General features: G+C 64.4%; 19 protein-coding genes. 6 read left to right on the top strand and 13 right to left on the bottom strand.

Features of this window, described 5'->3' with window-relative positions:
* The 6 genes from LQ955_RS06275 to LQ955_RS06250 all read right to left on the bottom strand — a co-directional run bounded on the left by LQ955_RS06275 (position 1) and on the right by LQ955_RS06250 (position 5,847).
* On the bottom strand, positions 1-330 hold the full coding sequence (locus LQ955_RS06275; RefSeq protein ID WP_231027325.1) for a non-heme iron oxygenase ferredoxin subunit: 330 nt from the start codon (positions 328-330) through the stop codon (positions 1-3).
* On the bottom strand, positions 330-1,658 hold the full coding sequence (gene sufD, locus LQ955_RS06270) for a Fe-S cluster assembly protein SufD (protein ID WP_231027324.1): 1,329 nt from the start codon (positions 1,656-1,658) through the stop codon (positions 330-332). Before sufD ends, LQ955_RS06275 begins: the two co-directional genes overlap by 1 nt.
* Before the next feature lie 34 nt (positions 1,659-1,692).
* A complete protein-coding gene (sufB, locus tag LQ955_RS06265; RefSeq protein WP_231027323.1) occupies positions 1,693-3,111 on the bottom strand; it encodes a Fe-S cluster assembly protein SufB in 1,419 nt (472 codons plus the stop codon).
* A gap of 47 nt (positions 3,112-3,158) precedes the next feature.
* Positions 3,159-4,151, bottom strand: coding sequence for a COX15/CtaA family protein (locus LQ955_RS06260; RefSeq protein WP_231027322.1), 993 nt, complete (start codon positions 4,149-4,151; stop codon positions 3,159-3,161).
* A gap of 66 nt (positions 4,152-4,217) precedes the next feature.
* Complete coding sequence (locus LQ955_RS06255) at positions 4,218-4,745, bottom strand: hypothetical protein (protein WP_231027321.1); 528 nt, start codon at positions 4,743-4,745, stop codon at positions 4,218-4,220.
* 181 nt (positions 4,746-4,926) lie between these two features.
* Positions 4,927-5,847, bottom strand: coding sequence for a heme o synthase (locus LQ955_RS06250; RefSeq protein WP_231027320.1), 921 nt, complete (start codon positions 5,845-5,847; stop codon positions 4,927-4,929).
* A 185-nt stretch (positions 5,848-6,032) separates the two neighbouring features.
* On the opposite strand from LQ955_RS06250, the gene tkt reads away from it, so the two are divergent.
* Genes tkt through pgl form a run of 6 tightly spaced genes read left to right on the top strand, consistent with a single transcriptional unit; the run spans position 6,033 to position 14,282 of the window.
* Positions 6,033-8,135 (top strand): transketolase, encoded by a 2,103-nt coding sequence (gene tkt / locus LQ955_RS06245; protein ID WP_231027319.1) that lies wholly within the window; start codon positions 6,033-6,035, stop codon positions 8,133-8,135.
* 44 nt (positions 8,136-8,179) lie between these two features.
* Complete coding sequence (gene tal, locus LQ955_RS06240; protein WP_231027318.1) at positions 8,180-9,316, top strand: transaldolase; 1,137 nt, start codon at positions 8,180-8,182, stop codon at positions 9,314-9,316.
* Positions 9,313-10,923, top strand: coding sequence for a glucose-6-phosphate isomerase (locus tag LQ955_RS06235; RefSeq protein ID WP_231027317.1), 1,611 nt, complete (start codon positions 9,313-9,315; stop codon positions 10,921-10,923). The genes tal and LQ955_RS06235 overlap by 4 nt, the downstream gene beginning before the upstream one ends.
* A gap of 48 nt (positions 10,924-10,971) precedes the next feature.
* A complete protein-coding gene (gene zwf, locus LQ955_RS06230; RefSeq protein WP_231027316.1) occupies positions 10,972-12,513 on the top strand; it encodes a glucose-6-phosphate dehydrogenase in 1,542 nt (513 codons plus the stop codon).
* On the top strand, positions 12,510-13,499 hold the full coding sequence (locus LQ955_RS06225) for a glucose-6-phosphate dehydrogenase assembly protein OpcA (RefSeq protein WP_231027315.1): 990 nt from the start codon (positions 12,510-12,512) through the stop codon (positions 13,497-13,499). Before zwf ends, LQ955_RS06225 begins: the two co-directional genes overlap by 4 nt.
* A gap of 12 nt (positions 13,500-13,511) precedes the next feature.
* The gene (pgl, locus tag LQ955_RS06220; RefSeq protein WP_231027314.1) at positions 13,512-14,282 is read left to right on the top strand and encodes a 6-phosphogluconolactonase; all 771 of its coding nucleotides are present in this window, start codon (positions 13,512-13,514) and stop codon (positions 14,280-14,282) included.
* Between the two features lie 7 nt (positions 14,283-14,289).
* Here the strand turns inward: pgl and LQ955_RS06215 are convergent, their stop codons facing one another.
* The 7 genes from LQ955_RS06215 to LQ955_RS06185 all read right to left on the bottom strand — a co-directional run bounded on the left by LQ955_RS06215 (position 14,290) and on the right by LQ955_RS06185 (position 20,169).
* On the bottom strand, positions 14,290-15,561 hold the full coding sequence (locus LQ955_RS06215; protein WP_231027313.1) for a Vgb family protein: 1,272 nt from the start codon (positions 15,559-15,561) through the stop codon (positions 14,290-14,292).
* 109 nt (positions 15,562-15,670) lie between these two features.
* Positions 15,671-16,042, bottom strand: coding sequence for an RNA polymerase-binding protein RbpA (locus tag LQ955_RS06210; RefSeq protein ID WP_231027312.1), 372 nt, complete (start codon positions 16,040-16,042; stop codon positions 15,671-15,673).
* A gap of 28 nt (positions 16,043-16,070) precedes the next feature.
* Positions 16,071-16,322, bottom strand: a complete 252-nt coding sequence (gene secG / locus LQ955_RS06205; RefSeq protein ID WP_231027311.1) for a preprotein translocase subunit SecG — start codon at positions 16,320-16,322, stop codon at positions 16,071-16,073.
* A gap of 68 nt (positions 16,323-16,390) precedes the next feature.
* Complete coding sequence (tpiA, locus tag LQ955_RS06200; RefSeq protein WP_231027310.1) at positions 16,391-17,182, bottom strand: triose-phosphate isomerase; 792 nt, start codon at positions 17,180-17,182, stop codon at positions 16,391-16,393.
* On the bottom strand, positions 17,176-18,393 hold the full coding sequence (locus LQ955_RS06195; RefSeq protein WP_231027309.1) for a phosphoglycerate kinase: 1,218 nt from the start codon (positions 18,391-18,393) through the stop codon (positions 17,176-17,178). The genes tpiA and LQ955_RS06195 overlap by 7 nt, the downstream gene beginning before the upstream one ends.
* A gap of 19 nt (positions 18,394-18,412) precedes the next feature.
* The gene (gene gap / locus LQ955_RS06190) at positions 18,413-19,420 is read right to left on the bottom strand and encodes a type I glyceraldehyde-3-phosphate dehydrogenase (protein ID WP_231027308.1); all 1,008 of its coding nucleotides are present in this window, start codon (positions 19,418-19,420) and stop codon (positions 18,413-18,415) included.
* Between the two features lie 125 nt (positions 19,421-19,545).
* The gene (locus LQ955_RS06185) at positions 19,546-20,169 is read right to left on the bottom strand and encodes a superoxide dismutase (protein ID WP_231027307.1); all 624 of its coding nucleotides are present in this window, start codon (positions 20,167-20,169) and stop codon (positions 19,546-19,548) included.
* Positions 20,170-20,183: the final 14 nt, after the last annotated feature.

Genomic DNA, 20,183 nt, shown 5'->3' with positions numbered 1-20,183 from the left:
CTAAGCAATCTCTTTTGTGAGGGTCGGGTCGATGTAGATGTCGCCGTCGACGATGCTGAGTTCGTAGACGGGAACCGGCTCATAGGCCGGGAGGGTCAGCGGCTTGCCGGTGAGCAGCGAGAACTTCGAGCCGTGCGCCCAGCATTCGAGCGTGTCATCCTCGACGAAACCCTCGGCCAGCGAGATGTCGCCGTGCGTGCAGGTGTCGCCGATGGCGTGGCAGTCGCCCGCCGAGTCTTTGACGAGCGCGATGGCGACGCCATCGATCTCGACGCGCAGGGCCTCGTTCTCGTTCAGCTCGGTGAGCGCGCAGATGCGTACCGCGGCCATCAGGCGAGCCCGCCCTCGTTGGCGGCGGCACCTGCGACGGCTCCTGCGACGGCTCCTGCGACGGCATCCACCAGCTCGGCCTCGACGGCGCGCGTCAGGCGCTCCTCGACAGCATCCGAGCCGATCTTCTGGATGATCTCAGCCAAGAATCCGCGCACCACCAGGCGTCGCGCCTCTTCTTCGCTGATTCCGCGCGACTGCAGATAGAACAGCTGCTCGTCGTCGAAGCGTCCGGTCGACGAGGCGTGCCCCGCGCCGAGGATGTTGCCGGTCTCGATCTCGAGGTTCGGGATCGAGTCGGCACGGGTGCCCTCCGACAGAACCAGGTTGCGGTTCTCTTCGTAGCTGTCGGTGCCGTTCGCGCTCTGGCGAATGAGCACGTCGCCTACCCAGACCGAGTGCGCTCCCTCACCCTGCAGCGCACCCTTGTACTTCACGCGCGAACGCGAGTTCTCGGCCTCGTGGTCGATGTACACGCGCTGCTCGAGGTGCTGCCCCGCATCGGCGAAGTACAGACCGTACGCTTCGGTGTTCGACCCGGTCGACGACAAGTGGATGCTCGGGTTCACTCGCACGACCGATCCGCCGAGCGACACCACCACGTGCCGCAGCGTTGCGTCGCGTCCGACCTGGGCGAAGTGGCTGGCCAGGTGCACGGCGGAGTCGTTCCATTCCTGCACGCTCACCACGGTGAGCTCGGCCCCGTCACGAACGACGATCTCGACGTTCTCGGTGAGCCGGGCATCCCCCGAGTTCTCGAGGATGACGAGCCCGCGGCTGTTCGGCGCGGCGGTGATGACGGTGTGCGCGCCGCGGGGGGCGCTGCCGAGGGCAGAACGGGCCACGACGAACTCCGCTGAGGGCGACTCGCTGGTCACGTCGATGGCCAGGGCCTTGTCGACGGATGTCCACGCGTTGGCGCTCGCCTTGTCTTCGGGAAGCCCAGCGCTGCCGAAGCGGTCGTCGGTGCGGTCGATCCACGACAGGGCGAAGCCCTCGACGGGCGCAGCGGTGACCTCGTAGGGAGAGCCGTCGAGCGGCCCCGAGATGAGGTCGGCGACGAGCTTGATGGGCGTGAGCTTCCAGTCGACCTCGTGCCCGCTCGGGTCGTCGAAGTCGCCGACGTCTGCCGAGGAGTACCGCTCAGAGCGCGTCTGAACGGGAATCTCGTGCCAGGCGCCGTCGGTGTGGCTCTTCGACCCCACCGGCGCGCCGCGGTGACCGCCGGGGGCCGGGGCCGCGAACGCCGCGGCAGCCGCTTCGGGCACGCTGCTTTCGGGCACCCTGCTTTCGGGCACAGTCGTAGAAGGAGGTGTTGCTGAGGTCATTAACCTACGCTGCCTTTCGACGATAGGAGAAAGGTCATCCCACGCTGCCTTCCATGCCCATTTCGATGAGCTTGTTGAGTTCGAGCGCGTACTCCATGGGCAGTTCGCGAGCGATGGGCTCGATGAAGCCGCGCACGATCATGGCCATGGCCTCGTCTTCGGGCAATCCACGGCTCATCAGGTAGAACAGCTGCTCTTCACTGACCCGGGAGACCGTTGCTTCGTGACCGAGCTGTACGTCATCCACCCGGATGTCTATGGCGGGATACGTATCACTACGTGACTGCGTGTCGACGAGCAGCGCGTCACAGCGAACCGTGTTGGCCGAGTGATGTGCGTTCTCAGCCACCCGAACCTCGCCGCGGTACCCGGCACGACCGCCGCCACGGGCGATCGACTTCGAGACGATCGACGACTGCGTGTACGGCGCCATGTGGATCATCTTCGCGCCGGCGTCTTGGTGCTGGCCGGGCCCCGCGAAGGCGACCGAGAGCGTCTCGCCCTTGGCGTGCTCGCCCACCAGGTAGATCGACGGGTACTTCATGGTGACCTTCGAACCGATGTTGCCGTCGATCCACTCCATGGTCGCGCCCTCGTGTGCGATGGCGCGCTTGGTGACCAGGTTGTAGACGTTGTTCGACCAGTTCTGAATCGTGGTGTACCGAACGCGGGCGTTCTTCTTCACGATGATCTCGACCACGGCAGAGTGCAGCGAGTCGCTCTTGTAGATGGGGGCCGTGCAGCCTTCGATGTAGTGCACGTATGAGCCCTCGTCGGCGATGATCAGCGTGCGCTCGAACTGACCCATGTTCTCGGTGTTGATACGGAAGTAGGCCTGAAGCGGAATCTCGACGTGCACACCCTTCGGCACGTACACGAACGAGCCGCCCGACCATACGGCGGTGTTCAGCGCGGCGAACTTGTTGTCGCCAGCCGGGATGACCGTGCCGAAGTACTCGTCGAAGAACTCCGGATGCTCGCGCAGGGCCGTATCGGTGTCCATGAAGATGACGCCCTGAGCCTCGAGGTCCTCGCGGATCGTGTGGTAAACGACCTCGGACTCGTACTGTGCAGCGACGCCGGAGACGAGGCGCTGGCGCTCCGCCTCGGGGATGCCGAGCTTCTCGTAGGTGTTCTTGATGTCGTCGGGCAGGTCTTCCCAGGTCTGGGCCTGCTTCTCGGTCGACCGTACGAAATACTTGATGTTGTCGAAGTCGATGCCGGAAAGGTCTGCTCCCCACGTCGGCATCGGTTTGCGCTCGAAGATCTGAAGGGCTTTCAGCCGGGCCTTGAGCATCCACTCGGGTTCGTTCTTGAGCGTCGAAATGCCCTTCACGACTTCAGGCGAGATACCGCGCTTGGCGGTCGCGCCGGCGGCGTCGGAGTCGGACCACCCGAACTCGTACACCCCCAGGTTCTGAAGTTCTGGCCGGTCGATGAGTACGTCTGTCATGACTTTCTCCCTTCCTATTACAAGCTCCAACGGAACTGGCAACCTTTTTATTCTACCGGGGTGGAGATTGCCTCAGGTCGATACCCTGAAGACTCCGAGGTAACGGTTCGGTCTACCGAGAACAGCGCCGGATTCACGTCGAGCAGAACTCGCAGCGCGCCGACCCAGACAAGTGCGGCACCGAGCAGATGCAGTGCCACGAGCGCTTCGGGAAGCCCGATGAGCGACTGCACCAGGCCGAGGGCCGCCTGTGCGACGACCACCACGATGAACGTCAGCGTGCGGCGCCGGGCCAGTTGCGCGCCCGGCACCCGCAGCAGCACGGCGTACAGAACGATTCCCAGCACGAGAGTGAGCGAACCGAGCACCCCGTGCAGAATCGTGATGTCGCCCCAGTTGAACTGCATGCGCGGAACGTCGGCCGAGTCGCCCGAGTGCGGCCCCGTGCCCGAGACGAGCGTTCCCACCAGAATCAGCACGATGGTGACCGCGACCAGCACCACACTCAGCACTCGTGCGGCGGCGGGCAGGCTCACGGTTGCGGATTGTCCGCGATGAGCTCGATGCCAGGTCAGCGTCGTCGTGGTGAGCAACGCGATAGCCATCACGAAGTGAAAGGCCACGATGTACGGGTTGAGCTGCGCCAGAACCGTAATGCCACCGGCGACCGCGTTCGCCACGACAAGCCAGAACTGCGACCAGGCGAGCCGCGTCATCGCTCGCACCCGCGGCTTCTGCAGCCTCGCGGCGATGATGACCCAGCCCACGGCAGCGATGAGCACGCCGGTCAACGCCCGGTTCGTGAACTCGATCAGGCCGTGGATGCCCAGGGCCGGCGTCGTGGTCAGCGACCCTGTTTCGCACTGCGGCCAGGTCGGGCAGCCGAGTCCGGATCCGGTGACCCGCACGATGCCGCCGCTGAGCACGATGAAGATACTCACCACAAGCGCGGCGGTGGTGGCCCAGCGCAGCGCGCGAGGGCTGAGAGTCCACCGTTCTGCCGCCCAAGAAAGAGGGGTCTGCAGTCGTGGAGTGCGCATCTACGTCCGTTCGAGCTCGTGTTTTCCTACACCACGAGTGTAACTTCGCACGAGGCGACCGCAGTCTCACCCCTGGGAGATATTCACCTCCGTGAACGGGTCTGCCGTCGTGCTGTCGATCGTGAGAATGCTCGGGTCGAACACGACTCCGGGGGGTGCGACGATGTTGTAGACGCCGAAGGGCAACCCCGTCATCCGGTTCAAGGAGGCCTTGGTGCCGGCCAGATGAGCGGTCGCGAGAACGTCGAGTTCGGGCTGCAGATCAACGGTGAGGCCCTGATCGACTATCCATGCGCCTGCGTGTTTGACCACGGTGATCTGGTCTGTGTGGGCCACTCCGTTCAGCTCGAACGAGACATCCCAGGCTGCGCCCATACCGCCGTCGACACTCGTCGAATAGCCAGGACCGCTGAAGTTGCCATCGCCGTCTCCCCACGAATCTTGATCTGTCACCTGAGCGTCGGTAATGTGCTTCGCCTGGGCGTAGGCAGCGACCACGTCTGAATCGGTAGTCTCGTCGGCGAGAACTGCGGCGCCGGTGATGTCACCCGAACTGAGATCGCTCAGATACTGCGAGGCTACGCTTCGCCCCATGTCTCCCGAATTATTGGAAATGAAGCCGAATACGGCAAACCCGAGCGCGACGACGAGAAGAACCACGACTAGGCGTAGAGTAATTCTCAATGATCTCATTGAGCAATCATCACTTAAAGGCGTGCGAATGACAACCTTACGCCTGACGAACCGTGCCGCGTTCTAACGCACAGGGAGGGCGTTAGAACGGGAGCAGTGGGTCGATCGCGATCGCGAGGAACAGGATCGTGAGGTAGGTGATCGAGGCGTGGAAGACGCGCATCGGCCGAACGTCGCCGTGCCGAATGGCGGTGTTGTAGAGGCGGTGCGTCTCGTAGATGAACCAGCCGCCCGAGGCGATCGCCGCGACGGTGTAGACGAGGCCCATCGACGCAACCGGAATGAGCAGCAGCGAGCAGGCGACGGTGGCCCACGCGTACAGGATGGTCTGGAGGCCGACGACGGCACGCCCGCGGGTGACGCCGAGCATCGGCACGCCCACCGACTTGTAGTCCTCGCTGTAGCGCATCGAGAGCGGCCAGTAGTGCGGCGGAGTCCACAAGAAGATCACGCCGAAGAGAATCCAGGCGGGCCAGTCGAGCGAGTTGGTGACGGCGGCCCAGCCGATGAGCACGGGCATGCAGCCAGCGGTGCCGCCCCAGATGATGTTCTGCGAGGTGTGGCGCTTCAGGATGATCGTGTAGACGACCGCGTACAAGAAGATCGCGATGACCGAGAGGCCGGCGGCGAACCAGTTGACGAAGAAGCCGAACCACAGCGTCGACACCACGGCGAGAATCCAGGCGAAGACCAGGGCCTCGCGGTCGCTCAACTCACCGGTGACGAGTGGACGCGCCTTGGTGCGGTTCATCACGCGGTCGATGTCGCGGTCGATGTAGCAGTTGAAGGCGCCCGCTCCCCCGGCGCTCAATGCGCCGCCGACGAGCGTGGCGAACACCAGCCACAGGTTCGGAATGCCCCCCTGCGCCAGAATCATCACGGGAACCGTGGTGACGAGCAGCAGTTCCATGACGCGAGGTTTCGTCAGTGCGACGTACGCTCTGGCCTTCTGGCCCACGCCGATGCGCGGTCGCCCGATGCGGCCCTCTACAGCTACGTCCATCGCTCCTCTAACTGCTTCTGACATACCGTCCTCACTCTACGCTACGGCGTGTAGAAGTCAGGCATCGGCGGGCGCGGTTACCCCTGCCCCTTCTATACTGGACGAAGGGTGGGAAAACACCTACGGCTCGACGGTGCTCCGGGGCTTCTCCCCTCGTCCGCAACCTAAGAAGGGCTCTACACCTCGTGGCATCACTGCAGTGGGAATCTATTGACGATCAGGCCGTAAGCACAGCGAAGGTTCTCGCTGCTGACGCTGTCGAAAAGGTCGGGAACGGGCATCCGGGCACCGCGATCTCGCTCGCCCCCCTCGCCTACCTCCTCTTTCAGAAGAAGATGCGGCGTGACCCGTCAGACAACGAATGGATCGGCCGCGACCGGTTCATTCTCTCTGTGGGCCACAGCTCACTCACTCTCTACATCCAGTTGTACTTGGGCGGTTACGGCCTCGAGCTCGACGACCTGAAGAAGCTGCGCACCTGGGGCTCGCTCACACCGGGCCACCCGGAGTACGGCCACACCGACGGTGTCGAGATCACCACTGGGCCGCTCGGCCAGGGCCTGTCGTCCGCCGTCGGTTTCGCCTACGCCTCGCGTTTTGAGCGCGGCCTGTTCGATCCGGATGCCGCGGCCGGCACCAGCCCGTTCGACCACTTCATCTACACCATCGCCGGCGACGGCGACATGGAGGAGGGCATCACCAACGAGGCCTCTTCACTCGCCGGCCACCAGCAGCTCGGCAACCTCATCGCGTTCTACGACAGCAACCAGATCTCGATCGAAGACGACACCAACATCGCCTTCACCGAAGACGTGAAGGCGCGGTACGAGGCACTGCACTGGCACGTGCAGGTCGTCGACTGGAAGAAGACGGGGCTCTACGTCGAAGACGTCGCCACGCTGAACGACGCTATCGAGACCGCGAAGGGTGTCACCGACAAGCCTTCGCTCATCATTCTGAAGACCATCATCGGCTGGCCGTCGCCGAAGAAGCAGAACACCGGCAAGATCCACGGATCGGCGCTCGGCGCAGACGAGCTGAAGGGCCTCAAAGAGGTTCTCGGCTTCGATCCCGACGAGCACTTCGCCGTTTCTGACGACGTCATCACGCACACTCGTGAGGCGATCACCCGCGGCAAGGCCGCGCACGAAGAGTGGCAGGTCGGCTTCGACGCCTGGGCCGCCGCGAACCCCGAGCGCAAAGCGCTGCTCGACCGAGTGCTGAAGGGCGATCTGCCCGAGGGCATCGAGGATGCCCTGCCGGTGTTCGAGGCGGGTAAAGAGGTCTCGACCCGCGCCGCATCGGGCAAGGTCATCAACGGCATCGCCGGAGTCATGCCCGAACTGTGGGGCGGTTCGGCCGACCTCGCCGAGTCGAACAACACCACCATCGAGTCGGGCGCGTCGTTCGTGCCGAGCGAGCACTCGACGCACGAGTGGACCGGCAACAAGTACGGTCGCGTACTGCACTTCGGCATCCGTGAGCACGCTATGGGCGCGATTCTGAACGGCATCGTGCTGCACGGCAACACCCGTCCGTTCGGTGGCACGTTCCTGATCTTCTCGGACTACATGCGCCCGGCCATCCGCTTGGCCGCACTCATGAAGTCGCCGTCGATCTTCGTCTACACGCACGACTCGGTCGCGCTGGGCGAAGACGGTCCGACCCACCAGCCGATCGAGCAGCTCACCACGCTGCGGGCGATTCCCGGGCTCGACGTGGTTCGCCCCGGCGACCCGAACGAGACCGCCTGGGCGTGGCACACGATTCTCTCGCGTCGTGTCGGTCCTGCTGCGATCGCGCTGACCCGCCAGAACATTCCGACGTTCGAGCGGGGCGACGGCGAGGCATCCGGCGAGGTCTTCGCTTCGGCGAAGAACGTCGCCAAGGGTGCCTACATCCTGGCCGAAGCTCCGAACGGCGAGCCGGACGTGATCTTCATCGCGACCGGTTCAGAGGTGCAGATCGCTGTCGAGGCGCGCGAACTGCTGAAGGCCGACGGCATCAACGCCCGCGTGGTGTCGGCTCCCTGCATGGAGTGGTTCGAGGAGCAGACCGCGGAGTACCGCGAGCACGTTCTTCCTTCTGCCGTCAAGGCTCGCGTCTCGATCGAGGCCGGTCTCGGCTTGACCTGGCGCCCCTGGGTCGGTGACGCAGGCAAGAGCGTCTCGATCGAGCACTTCGGGGCATCCGCCGACTACAAGACGCTGTTCCGCGAGTTCGGAATGACCACCGGCGCGGCCATCGAGGCCGCCAAGACCTCGCTCGCCTCGCTGGCCGCCGTCTAACCCCAAGACTTTTTCGGCACCACAGACTTTTTTAGGAGAATGAAATGACTGACACCCAAACAACGACTCCCACCGCCCAGCTCTCTGCTGTCGGCGTGAGCATCTGGCTCGACGACCTGTCGCGTGAGCGCCTGCGTACCGACAACCTGCAGAAGCTGATCGCCGAGAAGAACGTCGTCGGCGTGACCACCAACCCGTCGATCTTCGCGTCGGCTCTCGCCAAGGGCGAGGCGTACGACGAGCAGGTTCGCGAACTGGCCGCAAAAGGCTACAACGTGACCGACGCCGTGTTCGAGATCACGACGGCCGACGTCGCACAGGGCTGCGACATCTTCAAGCCGGTGTACGACGCGACCAACGGATTCGACGGTCGCGTGTCGATCGAGGTCGAGCCGGGCTTCGCGAACGACGCCGAGAAGACCATCAAGCAGGCCAAAGAGCTGTTCGACAAGGTCAACAAAGAGAACGTGCTCATCAAGATTCCTGCGACGATCGAGGGTCTCGAGGCCATCACGGCGACCATCGCGGCCGGCATCAGCGTGAACGTGACGCTGATCTTCAGCCTCGAGCGCTACCGCGACGTCATCAACGCGTACCTGGCCGGGCTCGAGAAGGCTCAAGAGGCCGGTATCGATCTGTCGGGCATCCACTCGGTCGCCTCGTTCTTCGTGTCCCGCGTCGACACCGAGATCGATAAGCGTCTCGTGGCCATCGGCACCGACGAAGCGCTTGCGCTGAAGAGCAAGGCCGGCGTCGCGAACGCCCAGCTCGCCTACGAGGTCTACGAGCAGGCCTTCACCACCGAGCGCGCCAAGGTTCTGCTGGCCGCCGGCGCGAACAAGCAGCGCCCGCTGTGGGCCTCGACCGGTGTGAAAGACCCGTCGCTGCCCGACACGTTGTACGTGACCGAGCTCGCCGCCCCCGAGGTGGTCAACACGATGCCCGAGAAGACGCTCGACGCGACCTTCGACCACGGTGTCATCACCGGCAACACCATCGCCGGCAGCTACGCCGCCGCGAACAAGGTGCTCGACGCGGTCGCCGCGCAGGGCATCTCGTACGCCGAGGTCACCGAACTGCTCGAAAAAGAGGGTGTTTCGAAGTTCATCGTGTCGTGGGATGAACTGCTCGAGACCGTGCAGACGGCGCTTGATGCCGCGAAGGCCGGCGACAACGCGTGAGCGTAAAGATCCACGTTTCGGGCGGGGTCAAGGAGGCCGTCGAGGCCACCGTGCCGACCCTGGTCGACGACCTCGTCGCCTCGAGCATCACCGGGCAAGATCCGGCGCTGTGGGGGCCTGACGCCGAAGCCGAGGCGTCGAAGCGCCTCGGCTTCACCGAGGCCGTATCGGTATCGCGCCCGCTGGTCGAAGAGATCGTCGAGCTGCGCGAAAAGCTGCAGGCGCTCGGCGTCGACCACATCGTGCTTGCGGGCATGGGTGGCTCGTCGCTGGCGCCCGAGGTCATCACTCGCACCGCCGGCGTTGAGCTGACGGTGCTCGACTCGACGGCCCCCGGGCAAGTCGAGGCCGCTCTCGCCGATCGACTGGCGACCAGCGCGCTGGTCGTGTCGTCGAAGTCGGGTTCGACCGTCGAGACCGACAGTCAGCGCCGTGTGTATGAGAAGGCCTGGCGCGACGCCGGAATCGACCCGAAAGACCGCATCATCGTGGTCACCGACCCGGGTTCGCCGCTCGAAGCCTCGGCGAAAGAGGCGGGTTACCGCGTTTTTCTCGCCGACCCGAACGTGGGCGGCCGCTACTCGGCGCTGACCGCGTTCGGCTTGGTTCCCTCCGGCCTCGCCGGCGCAGACATCGGAGAGTTGCTCGACGAGGCCGAGGCGATCGAGCTCTACCTGGCGACCGACGATGAAGACAACCCCGGTCTCATCCTGGGTGCCGCCATCGCGGGTACGAAGCCGCTCAAGAACAAGCTCGGCATCGTCAGCGACGGCACGCACATCGTGGGCTTCGCCGACTGGGCTGAGCAGCTGATCGCCGAGTCGACGGGCAAGATCGGCCGCGGACTGCTGCCGGTCGTACTCGACGTGCACTCCCCCGAACTCGGCGAGAATCTGCCCGACCTGCAGGTTGTGCGTCTTGTTCGCGAGGCCGACCAGTTCCACCTGCTGCCGCAGAACCGTCACGACGGCGAGATCTTGATGAGCGGATCGCTCGGCGGACTCATTCTGACCTGGGAATACGGCGTTGCCGTGGCCGGTCGTCTGCTCGGCATCAACCCGTTCGATCAGCCCGACGTCGAGTCGGCAAAGGTCGCCACGCGCGGCCTGCTGGATGCCCAGCCTGAGCCCGAAGCGCGGGCGTTCACTGCCGGCGGTATCGAGGTGCGCGGCACGGCATCGGTCGTCACGGGCGTCGACACGGTGTCTGCGGCGATCGCGGCTCTGCTTGCCCAGACGCCGGTCGACGGGTATGTCGCGATCCAGGCGTATGTCGATCGTCTCGCGCTGCCTCAACTCGCAGAGTTGCGCGACGCCATTGCGGCGAAGATCGACCGACCGGTCACCTTCGGCTGGGGTCCGCGTTTTCTGCACTCGACGGGTCAGTTTCACAAGGGCGGCCCCGCCATCGGGGTCTTTCTGCAGATCACCGAGAATGCCGCGGCCGATCTCGCCGTACCCGATCGCCCGTTCACGTTCGGCCAGTTGATCCAGGCCCAGGCCGCCGGCGACGCGAGCGTGCTCGAGCAGCACGGTCGACCCGTTCTGCGGCTCAACCTCACAGATCCGGCCGCCGACGTAACCAGTTTGTTCGATTCCCTCACCTGAACATCTCGGGAGGCGCGCTGACGTGCGCATCCCGCAGCAAGGAGCACGATGTCACCGGTAGAAATCACTCCGGATTACAACCCCCTCAGGCTTCCGACCGACCGGCGGCTGAATCGCATCGCCGGTCCGAGCGGTCTGATCATCTTCGGTGTGACGGGCGACCTGTCACGCAAGAAGCTGATGCCCGCCGTGTACGATCTGGCCAACCGCGGCCTGTTGCCGCCGGGGTTCTCGCTGGTCGGTTTCGCCCGGCGCGACTGGGAAGACCAGGACTTCGAGCGTGTCGTGCACGATGCCGTCAAGGAGTACGCCCGTACTCCGTTCGACGAAGACGTGTGGCGACAGCTCTCCGAGGGCATCCGCTTCGTCTCGGGTGAGTTCGACGACGATTCGGCCTTCGTGAAGCTCAAAGAGACGATCGCCGATCTCGACAGTGTGCGCGGCACCAAGGGCAACTACGCGTTCTACCTGTCGATTCCGCCGAAGGCCTTTCCGCTCGTCACCGAGCAGTTGCGCCGGTCGGGGCTCGCGCATCCGCAGCCCGGCCAGTGGCGACGAGTCGTCATCGAGAAGCCCTTCGGCAGCGACCTGAAGACGGCTCGCGAGCTGAACGATGTCGTCGAATCGGTGTTCGCTCCGGATGACGTTTTTCGCATCGACCACTATCTCGGAAAAGAGACGGTGCAGAACATCCTCGCGCTGCGCTTCGCGAACCAGCTTTACGAACCCATCTGGAATGCGAACTACGTCGATCACGTACAGATCACCATGGCCGAAGACATCGGCGTCGGTGGCCGGGCCGGCTACTACGACGGCATCGGTGCGGCACGTGACGTGATCCAGAACCACCTGCTGCAGCTCATGGCGCTCACTGCCATGGAAGAGCCGATCTCGTTCAACGCCTCCGATCTGCGGGCCGAGAAAGAAAAGGTGCTCGCGGCGGTCAAGCTGCCGAAAGACCTCAGCGCCTCAACCGCGCGGGGTCAGTACTCGAGTGGTTGGCAGGGCGGCGAGTACGTACCGGGATTCCTCGAAGAAGACGGCATGAACCCGCAGTCGACCACCGAGACCTATGCGGCCGTTCGGCTCGACATCGGTACCCGGCGCTGGGCCGGCGTTCCGTTCTACCTGCGGGCCGGCAAGCGCTTGGGGCGCCGAGTCACCGAAATCGCCGTGGTCTTCAAGCGAGCGCCGCAGTACTTGTTCGCGCAGAGCCAGACTTCGGAACTCGGCCAGAACGCGCTCGTCATCCGCGTTCAGCCCGACGAGGGTGTGACCATCCGGTTCGGCTCGAAGGTGCCCGGCAACGGCGTGCAGGTGCGCGACGTGACCATGGACTTCGGGTACGGCCACGCGTTCACCGAAGCCAGCCCCGAGGCGTACGAGCGGCTCATTCTCGACGTGCTGCTCGGCGAGCCTCCGCTCTTTCCGCGCCACCAGGAGGTGGAGCTCTCGTGGAAGATTCTCGACCCCATCGAGGAATACTGGGCGACCCAAGGTCAGCCCGACCAGTACCGGCCCGGAACCTGGGGCCCCGACTCTGCCGATGAACTACTCGCCCGTGACGGCCGAACCTGGAGACGTCCATGATCGTCGATTTTCCTGACACCAATACCAGCAAGATCTCGAAGGCCCTGGTCAAGATTCGCGAAGAGGGCGGCGCTGTCGCTCTCGGGCGGGTTCTGACGCTCGTCATCCGCACGAGCCTCGGGCACGAAGAAGAGGCCATCGAGGCAGCGAACGACGCCTCGCGCGAGCATCCGATGCGCGTCATCGTGGTGTCGACCGACAGCGACCCTGATGACGCCCGAACGGGGCGCGGAGCGCGCCTCGACGCGCAGATCCGTGTCGGCGGCGACGCCGGTGCCAGCGAGGTCGTTCTGCTCAAAGCCTACGGTGCTGCCGCATCCGACGAAGAGGGCCTGGTCACGGGTCTGTTGCTGCCGGATGCCCCGGTTGTCGTCTGGTGGCCGGGCGAGTCACCCGAGAAGGCCTCGACCTCGAGCCTCGGGCGCATCGCTCAGCGCCGCATCACGGATGCATCGAACCACCCCAATCCGGTCGAATCGCTCATTCGTCTCTCAGAGACGTACGCACCCGGCGACACCGACTTCGCGTGGACCCGGCTGACGCTCTGGCGTGCCCAGCTCGCCGCCGTGCTCGACCAGCCCCCGTACGAGCCGGTCATCGCGGTCGAGGTGCAGGGCGCGTCGGACTCACCGTCGACACTGCTGCTCGCCGCCTGGCTCGGGCACCAGCTCGAGGCGCCGGTGACCTACGGCCTCACCAAGCGCGCCAACGGTTCGAGCGGTATTCACAGCGTGAAGTTGACGCGCGAATCCGGTGTGATCGAATTGGTGCGCGAGATTCCCAACGTAGCCACCCTGATTCAACCGAATCAGCCGACCCACGACCTCTCGCTGCCGCGCCGCAACCTGCGCGACTGCCTCGCCGAGGAGCTGCGCCGGCTCGACCCCGACGACCTGTATGGTGAAATCATCTCGGTAGGGCTCGCTGAGCTGTTCGATTCGACAGATGTCGGGCTCAGCACGGGTGTCATCAGCATCATCAAGTAGAAGTCGGATCACATGACCACAGATCGCCGTGTTCTCGTTCACCCCGACAAGGCTTCGCTCGCCGGTGCTGTCGCTGCTCGCTTCATCACCAAGATCATCGACATTCTCGACGAGGTCGATGAGGCGCACGTGGTGCTCAGCGGTGGCAGCGTCAATACCGATCTGATGGCGGCGATTCGCAATTCGCCCGCGCAGGTGAACGTCGACTGGAAGCGCATTCACTTCTGGTGGGGCGACGAGCGGTTCGTGCCGAAAGACAGCGCCGACCGCAACGAGCTGCAGGCCCGTGAGGCCCTGCTCGATCACATTCCCGTCGACGAGGCGAAGGTGCATCCGTTCGCCTCGTCAGACGAGATCGAAGATCTTGATGACGCTGCCGCTGCCTATGCGCGTGAGCTGGTCGAGTTCGCTCCGGATGCCGCACTCTACCCGCGCTTCGACATTCTGTTTCTCGGGGTCGGCCCCGACGGGCACATCGCCTCCCTGTTCCCCGGCATGGAGGGCATCACAGAGCGCGACGCGACCGTTGTTTCGGTGCGCAACTCCCCCAAGCCTCCACCACTTCGCCTGAGCCTGACCTTGCCGGTCATCCGCTCGGCCGACCGCATCTGGCTCGTGCTCGCCGGCGCCGACAAGGCCTCGGCGCTCGGCCTGGCGCTGGCCGGCGCCAGCGTCGACGAGGTTCCCGTGGCGGGTGCCGAGGGCCGCAAGCGCACCGTGTTCTTTGTCGACAAAGAGGCCGCCGCCGAAGTCCCCGAGAACCTCATCGCCCCTTCGTACTGAGGTGGCGTCAGAAGTGCGTCGGCGGGCGCAGCCCTGGTAGAACGGTGAGGGTGACACGTTGGCCGTCGAATCCGAGAGGGTTCTGCGCGTTGACGGCAAAACTATACGTGCCGGGTTTGACCGGGGTTCCGGTGAGAATGCCTGTCATCGGGTCGAGGGTGAGGCCGGGTGGAAGCGTACTCGCATCTGCGCTGAAACCGATCGGGTCGATTCCCGTAGCGGTGAACGTGAACGAATACGCCCGTCCGGTGACCAGAGTGTCGGTTGGAATCGCGCTCGAGAATTCGGCTCGAAGCCCGACGCGGATGATCTCGTTGGTTGTCGAGTCGGCGGAGTAGACGATTCCTCGCTGGGTGCCCACGAGGCCTGCCACGACGTCTCCCGTCGGAACGCTCGCCACAGTCGAACCTCGGCCGCCGGTCGGTGGAATGAGAGTCAGGGTCGACGTGCCGCCGTTCGAGACGGTGACCCAGTCGCCATCCGTTGCGGTGATGCCATTGGGTGCCGTGAACTCCGGCAGCACTGAGAAGACCGAGGCGACTCCTGCCGCCGTGACCTTCGAAACCGTGCGGCTGGTGAAGTTCGCCGTGAACAGGGTGCCGGCGCTGTCGATGGCGAGGGCGACCGGAGTCGCCGAGCCCGAGATCGGTGCGACCGACGCGAAGGCAGCCGTGACAGCCCCGGTGGGAGAGATCTTCGAAATGGTGTCATCGCCCGAATTGGCGGAGAAGACATTGCCTGCCTTGTCGACGACCAATGCTCGCGGGTGGGCGGTCGAGGCAAGGGTGGCGAACGCCGGGGTGACGACGCCGGCTGCCGAGATCTTCGAGACGACGTTGGTGAGTTCGTCGGCGACGAAGATGTCGCCTGCCTTATTCGAGGCCAGGGCGCACGGCGCCACAGACCCCGGCAAGGCGAATTTCGTCACCCCTCCCCCGTAGGCCACCTTCGCGACCTCGTTTGCTCCTCGGTCGCCCACCCACACGATGTTGGTGTCGGTGGCCGTCGTCATTCCACACGGTTGCGCCCCGGCGCCCAGGCTCGCGTAGGCCGCGGTGACGACTCCGGCGGCGGTGACGCGGCTCACCGTGCCGTCAGAATTGGCCGTGTACAGGGCTTCGCCCTCATCGGTGGAGAAAGCCACGGGGTGTGATGACGGTGGCAGGGTTGCGAAAGGCTGTGTGATCTTGGGGGCGGCGAAAGCACTGCCTCCAGCGAGAGTGACGCCGGCGACGACAGCGCACGCCAGAAGTGAGGCGAGAGTACGAGAGAGTTTCATGAAAGCCGAGTATAGCTCATTAAAATGGCGAGCTATTCACCGCCGGATCGAAACAGAAAGAAGCCGCCCGGGCAGGTGCCGGGCGGCTTCTTTCGTGAAGGGTTGAGAGCTAGTTCGAAACCGGGGTCGCCGTGCCACGACGCGCGCGGAGCTGAGCGAGAGCGTCTTCGAGCAGCTGGGCGGCCTCTTCTTCAGTGCGGCGCTCTTTGACGTACGCAAGGTGCGTCTTGTACGGCTCGAGCTTGGCCACCGAAGGCGGGTTCAGCTGGTCGCGGCCGGCGGGAAGGCCGGACTGCGGGGAGTCGATGATCTCGGGGATCTCTTCTGCGGGCAGGTTGGCTGCGAAGTACCGTACGGTCTCGTTGCCCAACGCGTCCCAGTAGGAGACCTTGATGCGATCGGCGTGGTAACCCCGATCTTGTTCGCCCATGGGGCCTGCGCCAACGCGTGACCCCCGAATTGCACTGCCGCCTGATGCCATGGAATTGCCCCTCTTGCCGGTGGTGGTGTTAGCTGCCGGAATCGAATTTGGTGATGAGCCCGAGAACGACGATCGAGAGAACCCAGATCAGCCCGAGAATCACGGTGATGCGGTTCAGGTTGCGTTCTGCGACGCCTGATGCACCGAGGTTGGAGGTCACGCCGCCGCCGAACATGTCAGACAGTCCGCCACCGCGACCGCGGTGCAGCAGAATCAGCAGCGTCAAGAGCAGACTGGTAATGCCGACAAGTACCTGAAGAACGACTTGTAGGATTTGCACGGATTACCTTTCAGAGAACACGGAAGAGCCACAGCTCCCCCAGACCATCAGCAAGTATACCTCGAAGGTCAGACGCCGACGTGCTTCTTGTACCGCACGATGGCGCTGAACTCGTCGAGGTCGAGGCTGGCGCCGCCGACAAGAGCGCCGTCGACGTTCGGCTCGCGCATGAAGCCCGCGATGTTCGCCGCCTTCACTGAACCGCCGTACAGGATGCGCGTGGCTGCTGCCGCGTCGTCGCTCAGTGTCTCGGCGAGCACACCACGCAGGGCCGCGCAGACCGCCTCGGCCTGATCGGGCGTCGCCGCCTGACCCGAACCGATTGCCCAGACGGGTTCGTAGGCGACCACGATGTCGGCGTCGGATGCTACGCCGGCCAGTGCTCCCTTGAGCTGAGACACCGGTACGGCGCTCGGGCCGAACTTCTCCAAGTCTTCCGACGTCTCGCCGACGCAGATCACGGGAATGAGCCCGTGCTTGAGGGCGGCCGCGACCTTCGCGGCGACGACCTCGTCGGTCTCCTTGTGCATGGTGCGGCGTTCGGAGTGACCGATGATGACGTACGCGCAGTCGAGCTTGGCGAGAAAGGCCCCCGAGATCTCACCCGTGTAGGCGCCCGAATCTGCTGCGGAGAGATCTTGGCCGCCGTAGACCAGTTCGAGCTTGTCGGCCGAGATCAGCGTCTGCACCGAGCGAAGATCAGTGAACGGCGGGAAGATGGCCACCTCGACGTCGGAATAGTCGTGGTGGGCGTCTTTGAGGCTCCAGGCCAGCTTCTGCACGAACGCGATCGACTGAAGGTGGTCGAGGTTCATCTTCCAGTTGCCCGCGATGAGCGGAGTGCGAGTGTTGGCTACCATCCGAGGACCTCCAGGCCCGGGAGACGCTTGCCCTCGAGGAACTCCAGGCTGGCACCGCCGCCCGTAGAAATGTGACCGAACTGATCGTCGGTGAATCCGAGGGCGCGCACGGCGGCTGCCGAGTCGCCACCGCCGACGACGCCGAGGCCGTCGACTTTGGTGAGAGCGGCGGCGACCGCACGGGTGCCCTCCGCGAAGGGTGCAAGCTCGAAGACGCCCATCGGTCCGTTCCAGAACACGGTGTGCGACGACTCGATGATGGTAGCGAACGCAGCAGACGTGTCAGGGCCGATGTCGAGGCCGAGACCGGATGAACCGAACGGCGTTTCTTCGATGGTCTCTGCCGAGGTGACGGTGTGCTCTGCGTCGGCCCCGAACTTCGACGCCACGACGACGTCGGTGGGCAGCACGATGGTGACCCCGAGCTCTTTCGCCTTCTCGAGGTAGCCCTTGACCGTGTCGATCTGGTCTTTCTCGAGCAGGCTGGCACCGACTTGGTACCCCTGCGCAGCGAGGAAGGTGAAGAGCATCCCGCCGCCGATGAGCAGTGAGTCGACCTTGGGCAACAGGTGGCCGATGACCCCGAGCTTGTCGGAGACCTTCGACCCACCCAGAACGACGGCGTACGGACGCGTGGGAGTCTCGGTGAGCTGGTCGAGTACCTTCAGCTCGGTTTCGATCAGCAGTCCGGCGGCGCTCGGCAGAAGTTCGGCCAACTCGTAGACGCTGGCCTGCTTGCGGTGCACGACGCCGAAACCGTCGGAGACGAAGGCGTCTGCTCGGACGGCAGCGATGAGCTGCTCGGCGAAAGCCTTTCGGTCGGCATCGGCCTTGGCCGTCTCGCCGACGTTGAAGCGCAGGTTCTCGAGCAGAGCGAACTGGCCGTCTGACAGTGACCCCGCAGCATCCGTCGCGCTCGAACCGACCGTGTCGGTGGCGAAGGCGACGGGCTCCTCGAGTAACTCGGACAGGCGCAGAGCGACCGGCGCGAGGCTGTACTTCGCGTCGGGCGCGCCGTCAGGGCGACCGAGGTGGCTCACAATGACCACCTTGGCGCCCTGAGCGGCAAGCGCCCGAAGCGTGGGAAGTGACGCGCGGACTCGGCCGTCGTCAGTGATGACACCGTCTTTCAACGGCACGTTCAGGTCGCATCTGATGATGACCGTTTTACCGGCGAGCGACCCGAGGCTTTGGAGGGTTCGTATCGTCACTTCTCTGGTTCTTTTTCGGCTACAGCTTCGAGGCGACGTACTCGGTGATGTCGACGAGGCGGTTGGAGTAACCCCACTCGTTGTCGTACCACGAAGCGACCTTGACCTGGTTGCCGATGACCTTGGTGAGGCCCGAGTCGAAGATCGAGGAGTGCGGGTCGCCGACGATATCGCTCGACACGATCTCGTCTTCGGTGTAGCTGAGGATGCCCTTGAGCTCGCCCTCGGCCGCGTTCTTGTACGCCTCGTTGATCTGCTGCACCGTGACGGGCTTGGTGACCTCGACCGTGAGGTCGGTGATCGAGCCGGTCGGAACCGGCACCCGCAGCGCGTAGCCGTCGAGCTTGCCGATGAGTTCGGGGATGACCAGGCCGAGAGCCTTGGCGGCGCCCGTCGAGGTCGGGATGATGTTCGCGGCCGCTGCACGTGCACGACGCAGGTCGCTGTGCGGTCCGTCTTGCAGGTTCTGGTCTGCGGTGTAGGCGTGAACGGTGGTCATCAGGCCACGCTCGATGCCGAAGTTGTCGAGCAAGACCTTCGCGAGCGGCGCGAGGCAGTTCGTGGTGCACGACGCGTTCGAGATGATGTCGTGGATGGCCGGGTCGTAGGTACCCTCGTTGACGCCGAGAACCAGCGTCGCGACGTCGTCGCCGGTGGCCGGAGCCGACACGATGACCTTCTTGGCGCCGCCGTCGATGTGCTTACGGGCATCCGAAGACTTGGTGAAGCGGCCGGTCGACTCGATGACGATGTCGACGCCCAACTCGCCCCAGGGCAGGTTGGAGGGGTCGCGCTCGGCGAGAACCAGAATCGGCTTGCCGTTGACGACGATGTTGTCACCTTCGAGCTCGACGGTGGCGTTCAGACGCCCGCCGATGGTGTCGTACTTGAGCAGGTGCGCAAGAGCCTTGTTGTCGGTGAGGTCGTTGACCGCGACGATCTCGATGTCGCTGCCCTTGGCAAGCGCTGCTCTGAAGTAGTTGCGGCCAATACGGCCGAAGCCGTTGATACCGATCTTTACGGACACGTAGTGCTCCTGTAATTGGGCCCCGCGGGGCAGATCAAATTAGCGGTGTAGATGGCGGAAGAAGCGGATGCGGGCCCTCCGGGGAGGGCCCGGTCATCCACTGGTGCTGCGTGCTGGTGTTTCGGTTATGACAGTATCAGCAGGCCGTCGGTCTTCGAACTCGCGGCCGCGAAGCGTGCGGCGACGTTCGACCAGTTGGCGATGTTCCAGATGGCCTTGATGTAATCGGCACGCACGTTGAGGTAGTCGAGGTAGTACGCGTGCTCCCAGACGTCGAGCATGAACAGCGGAACCACACCGGCGGGCAGGTTGCTCTGCTGGTCGAAGAGCTGGAAGGTGACGATGTTGCCGCCGACGACGTCGTAGCCGAGAACGGCCCAGCCGGAACCCTGCACGCCGAGAGCGACGGCGGTGAAGGCGGCCTGGAACTTCTCGAACGAACCGAACGAGTCGTCGATGGCCGCAGCGAGCTCACCCTCGGGGGTCTGGGTCTCAGGGGTGAGGTTGGTCCAGAAGATCGAGTGGTTGACGTGACCGCCCAGGTTGAAGGCGAGGTCTTTCTCGAGCTTGTTGATGGCGCCGAGATCGCCCGACTCGCTCGCCTCTTTGATGCCGGCGATGGCGGCGTTTGCGCCGGCGACATACGTCGCGTGGTGCTTGTCGTGGTGCAGCGTCATGATTTTCGCGCTGATGTGCGGCTCGAGAGCTGCATAGTCGTAGGGAAGATCTGGAAGGGTGTATTCAGCCATTGCTTGTCTCCTTG

It is taken from the genome of Subtercola endophyticus (genome assembly GCF_021044565.1).
Lineage (GTDB): Bacteria > Actinomycetota > Actinomycetes > Actinomycetales > Microbacteriaceae > Subtercola > Subtercola endophyticus.
The sequence above is the reverse complement of the archived record's forward strand: the minus strand, read 5'-3'. Positions and strand labels throughout refer to the sequence as shown.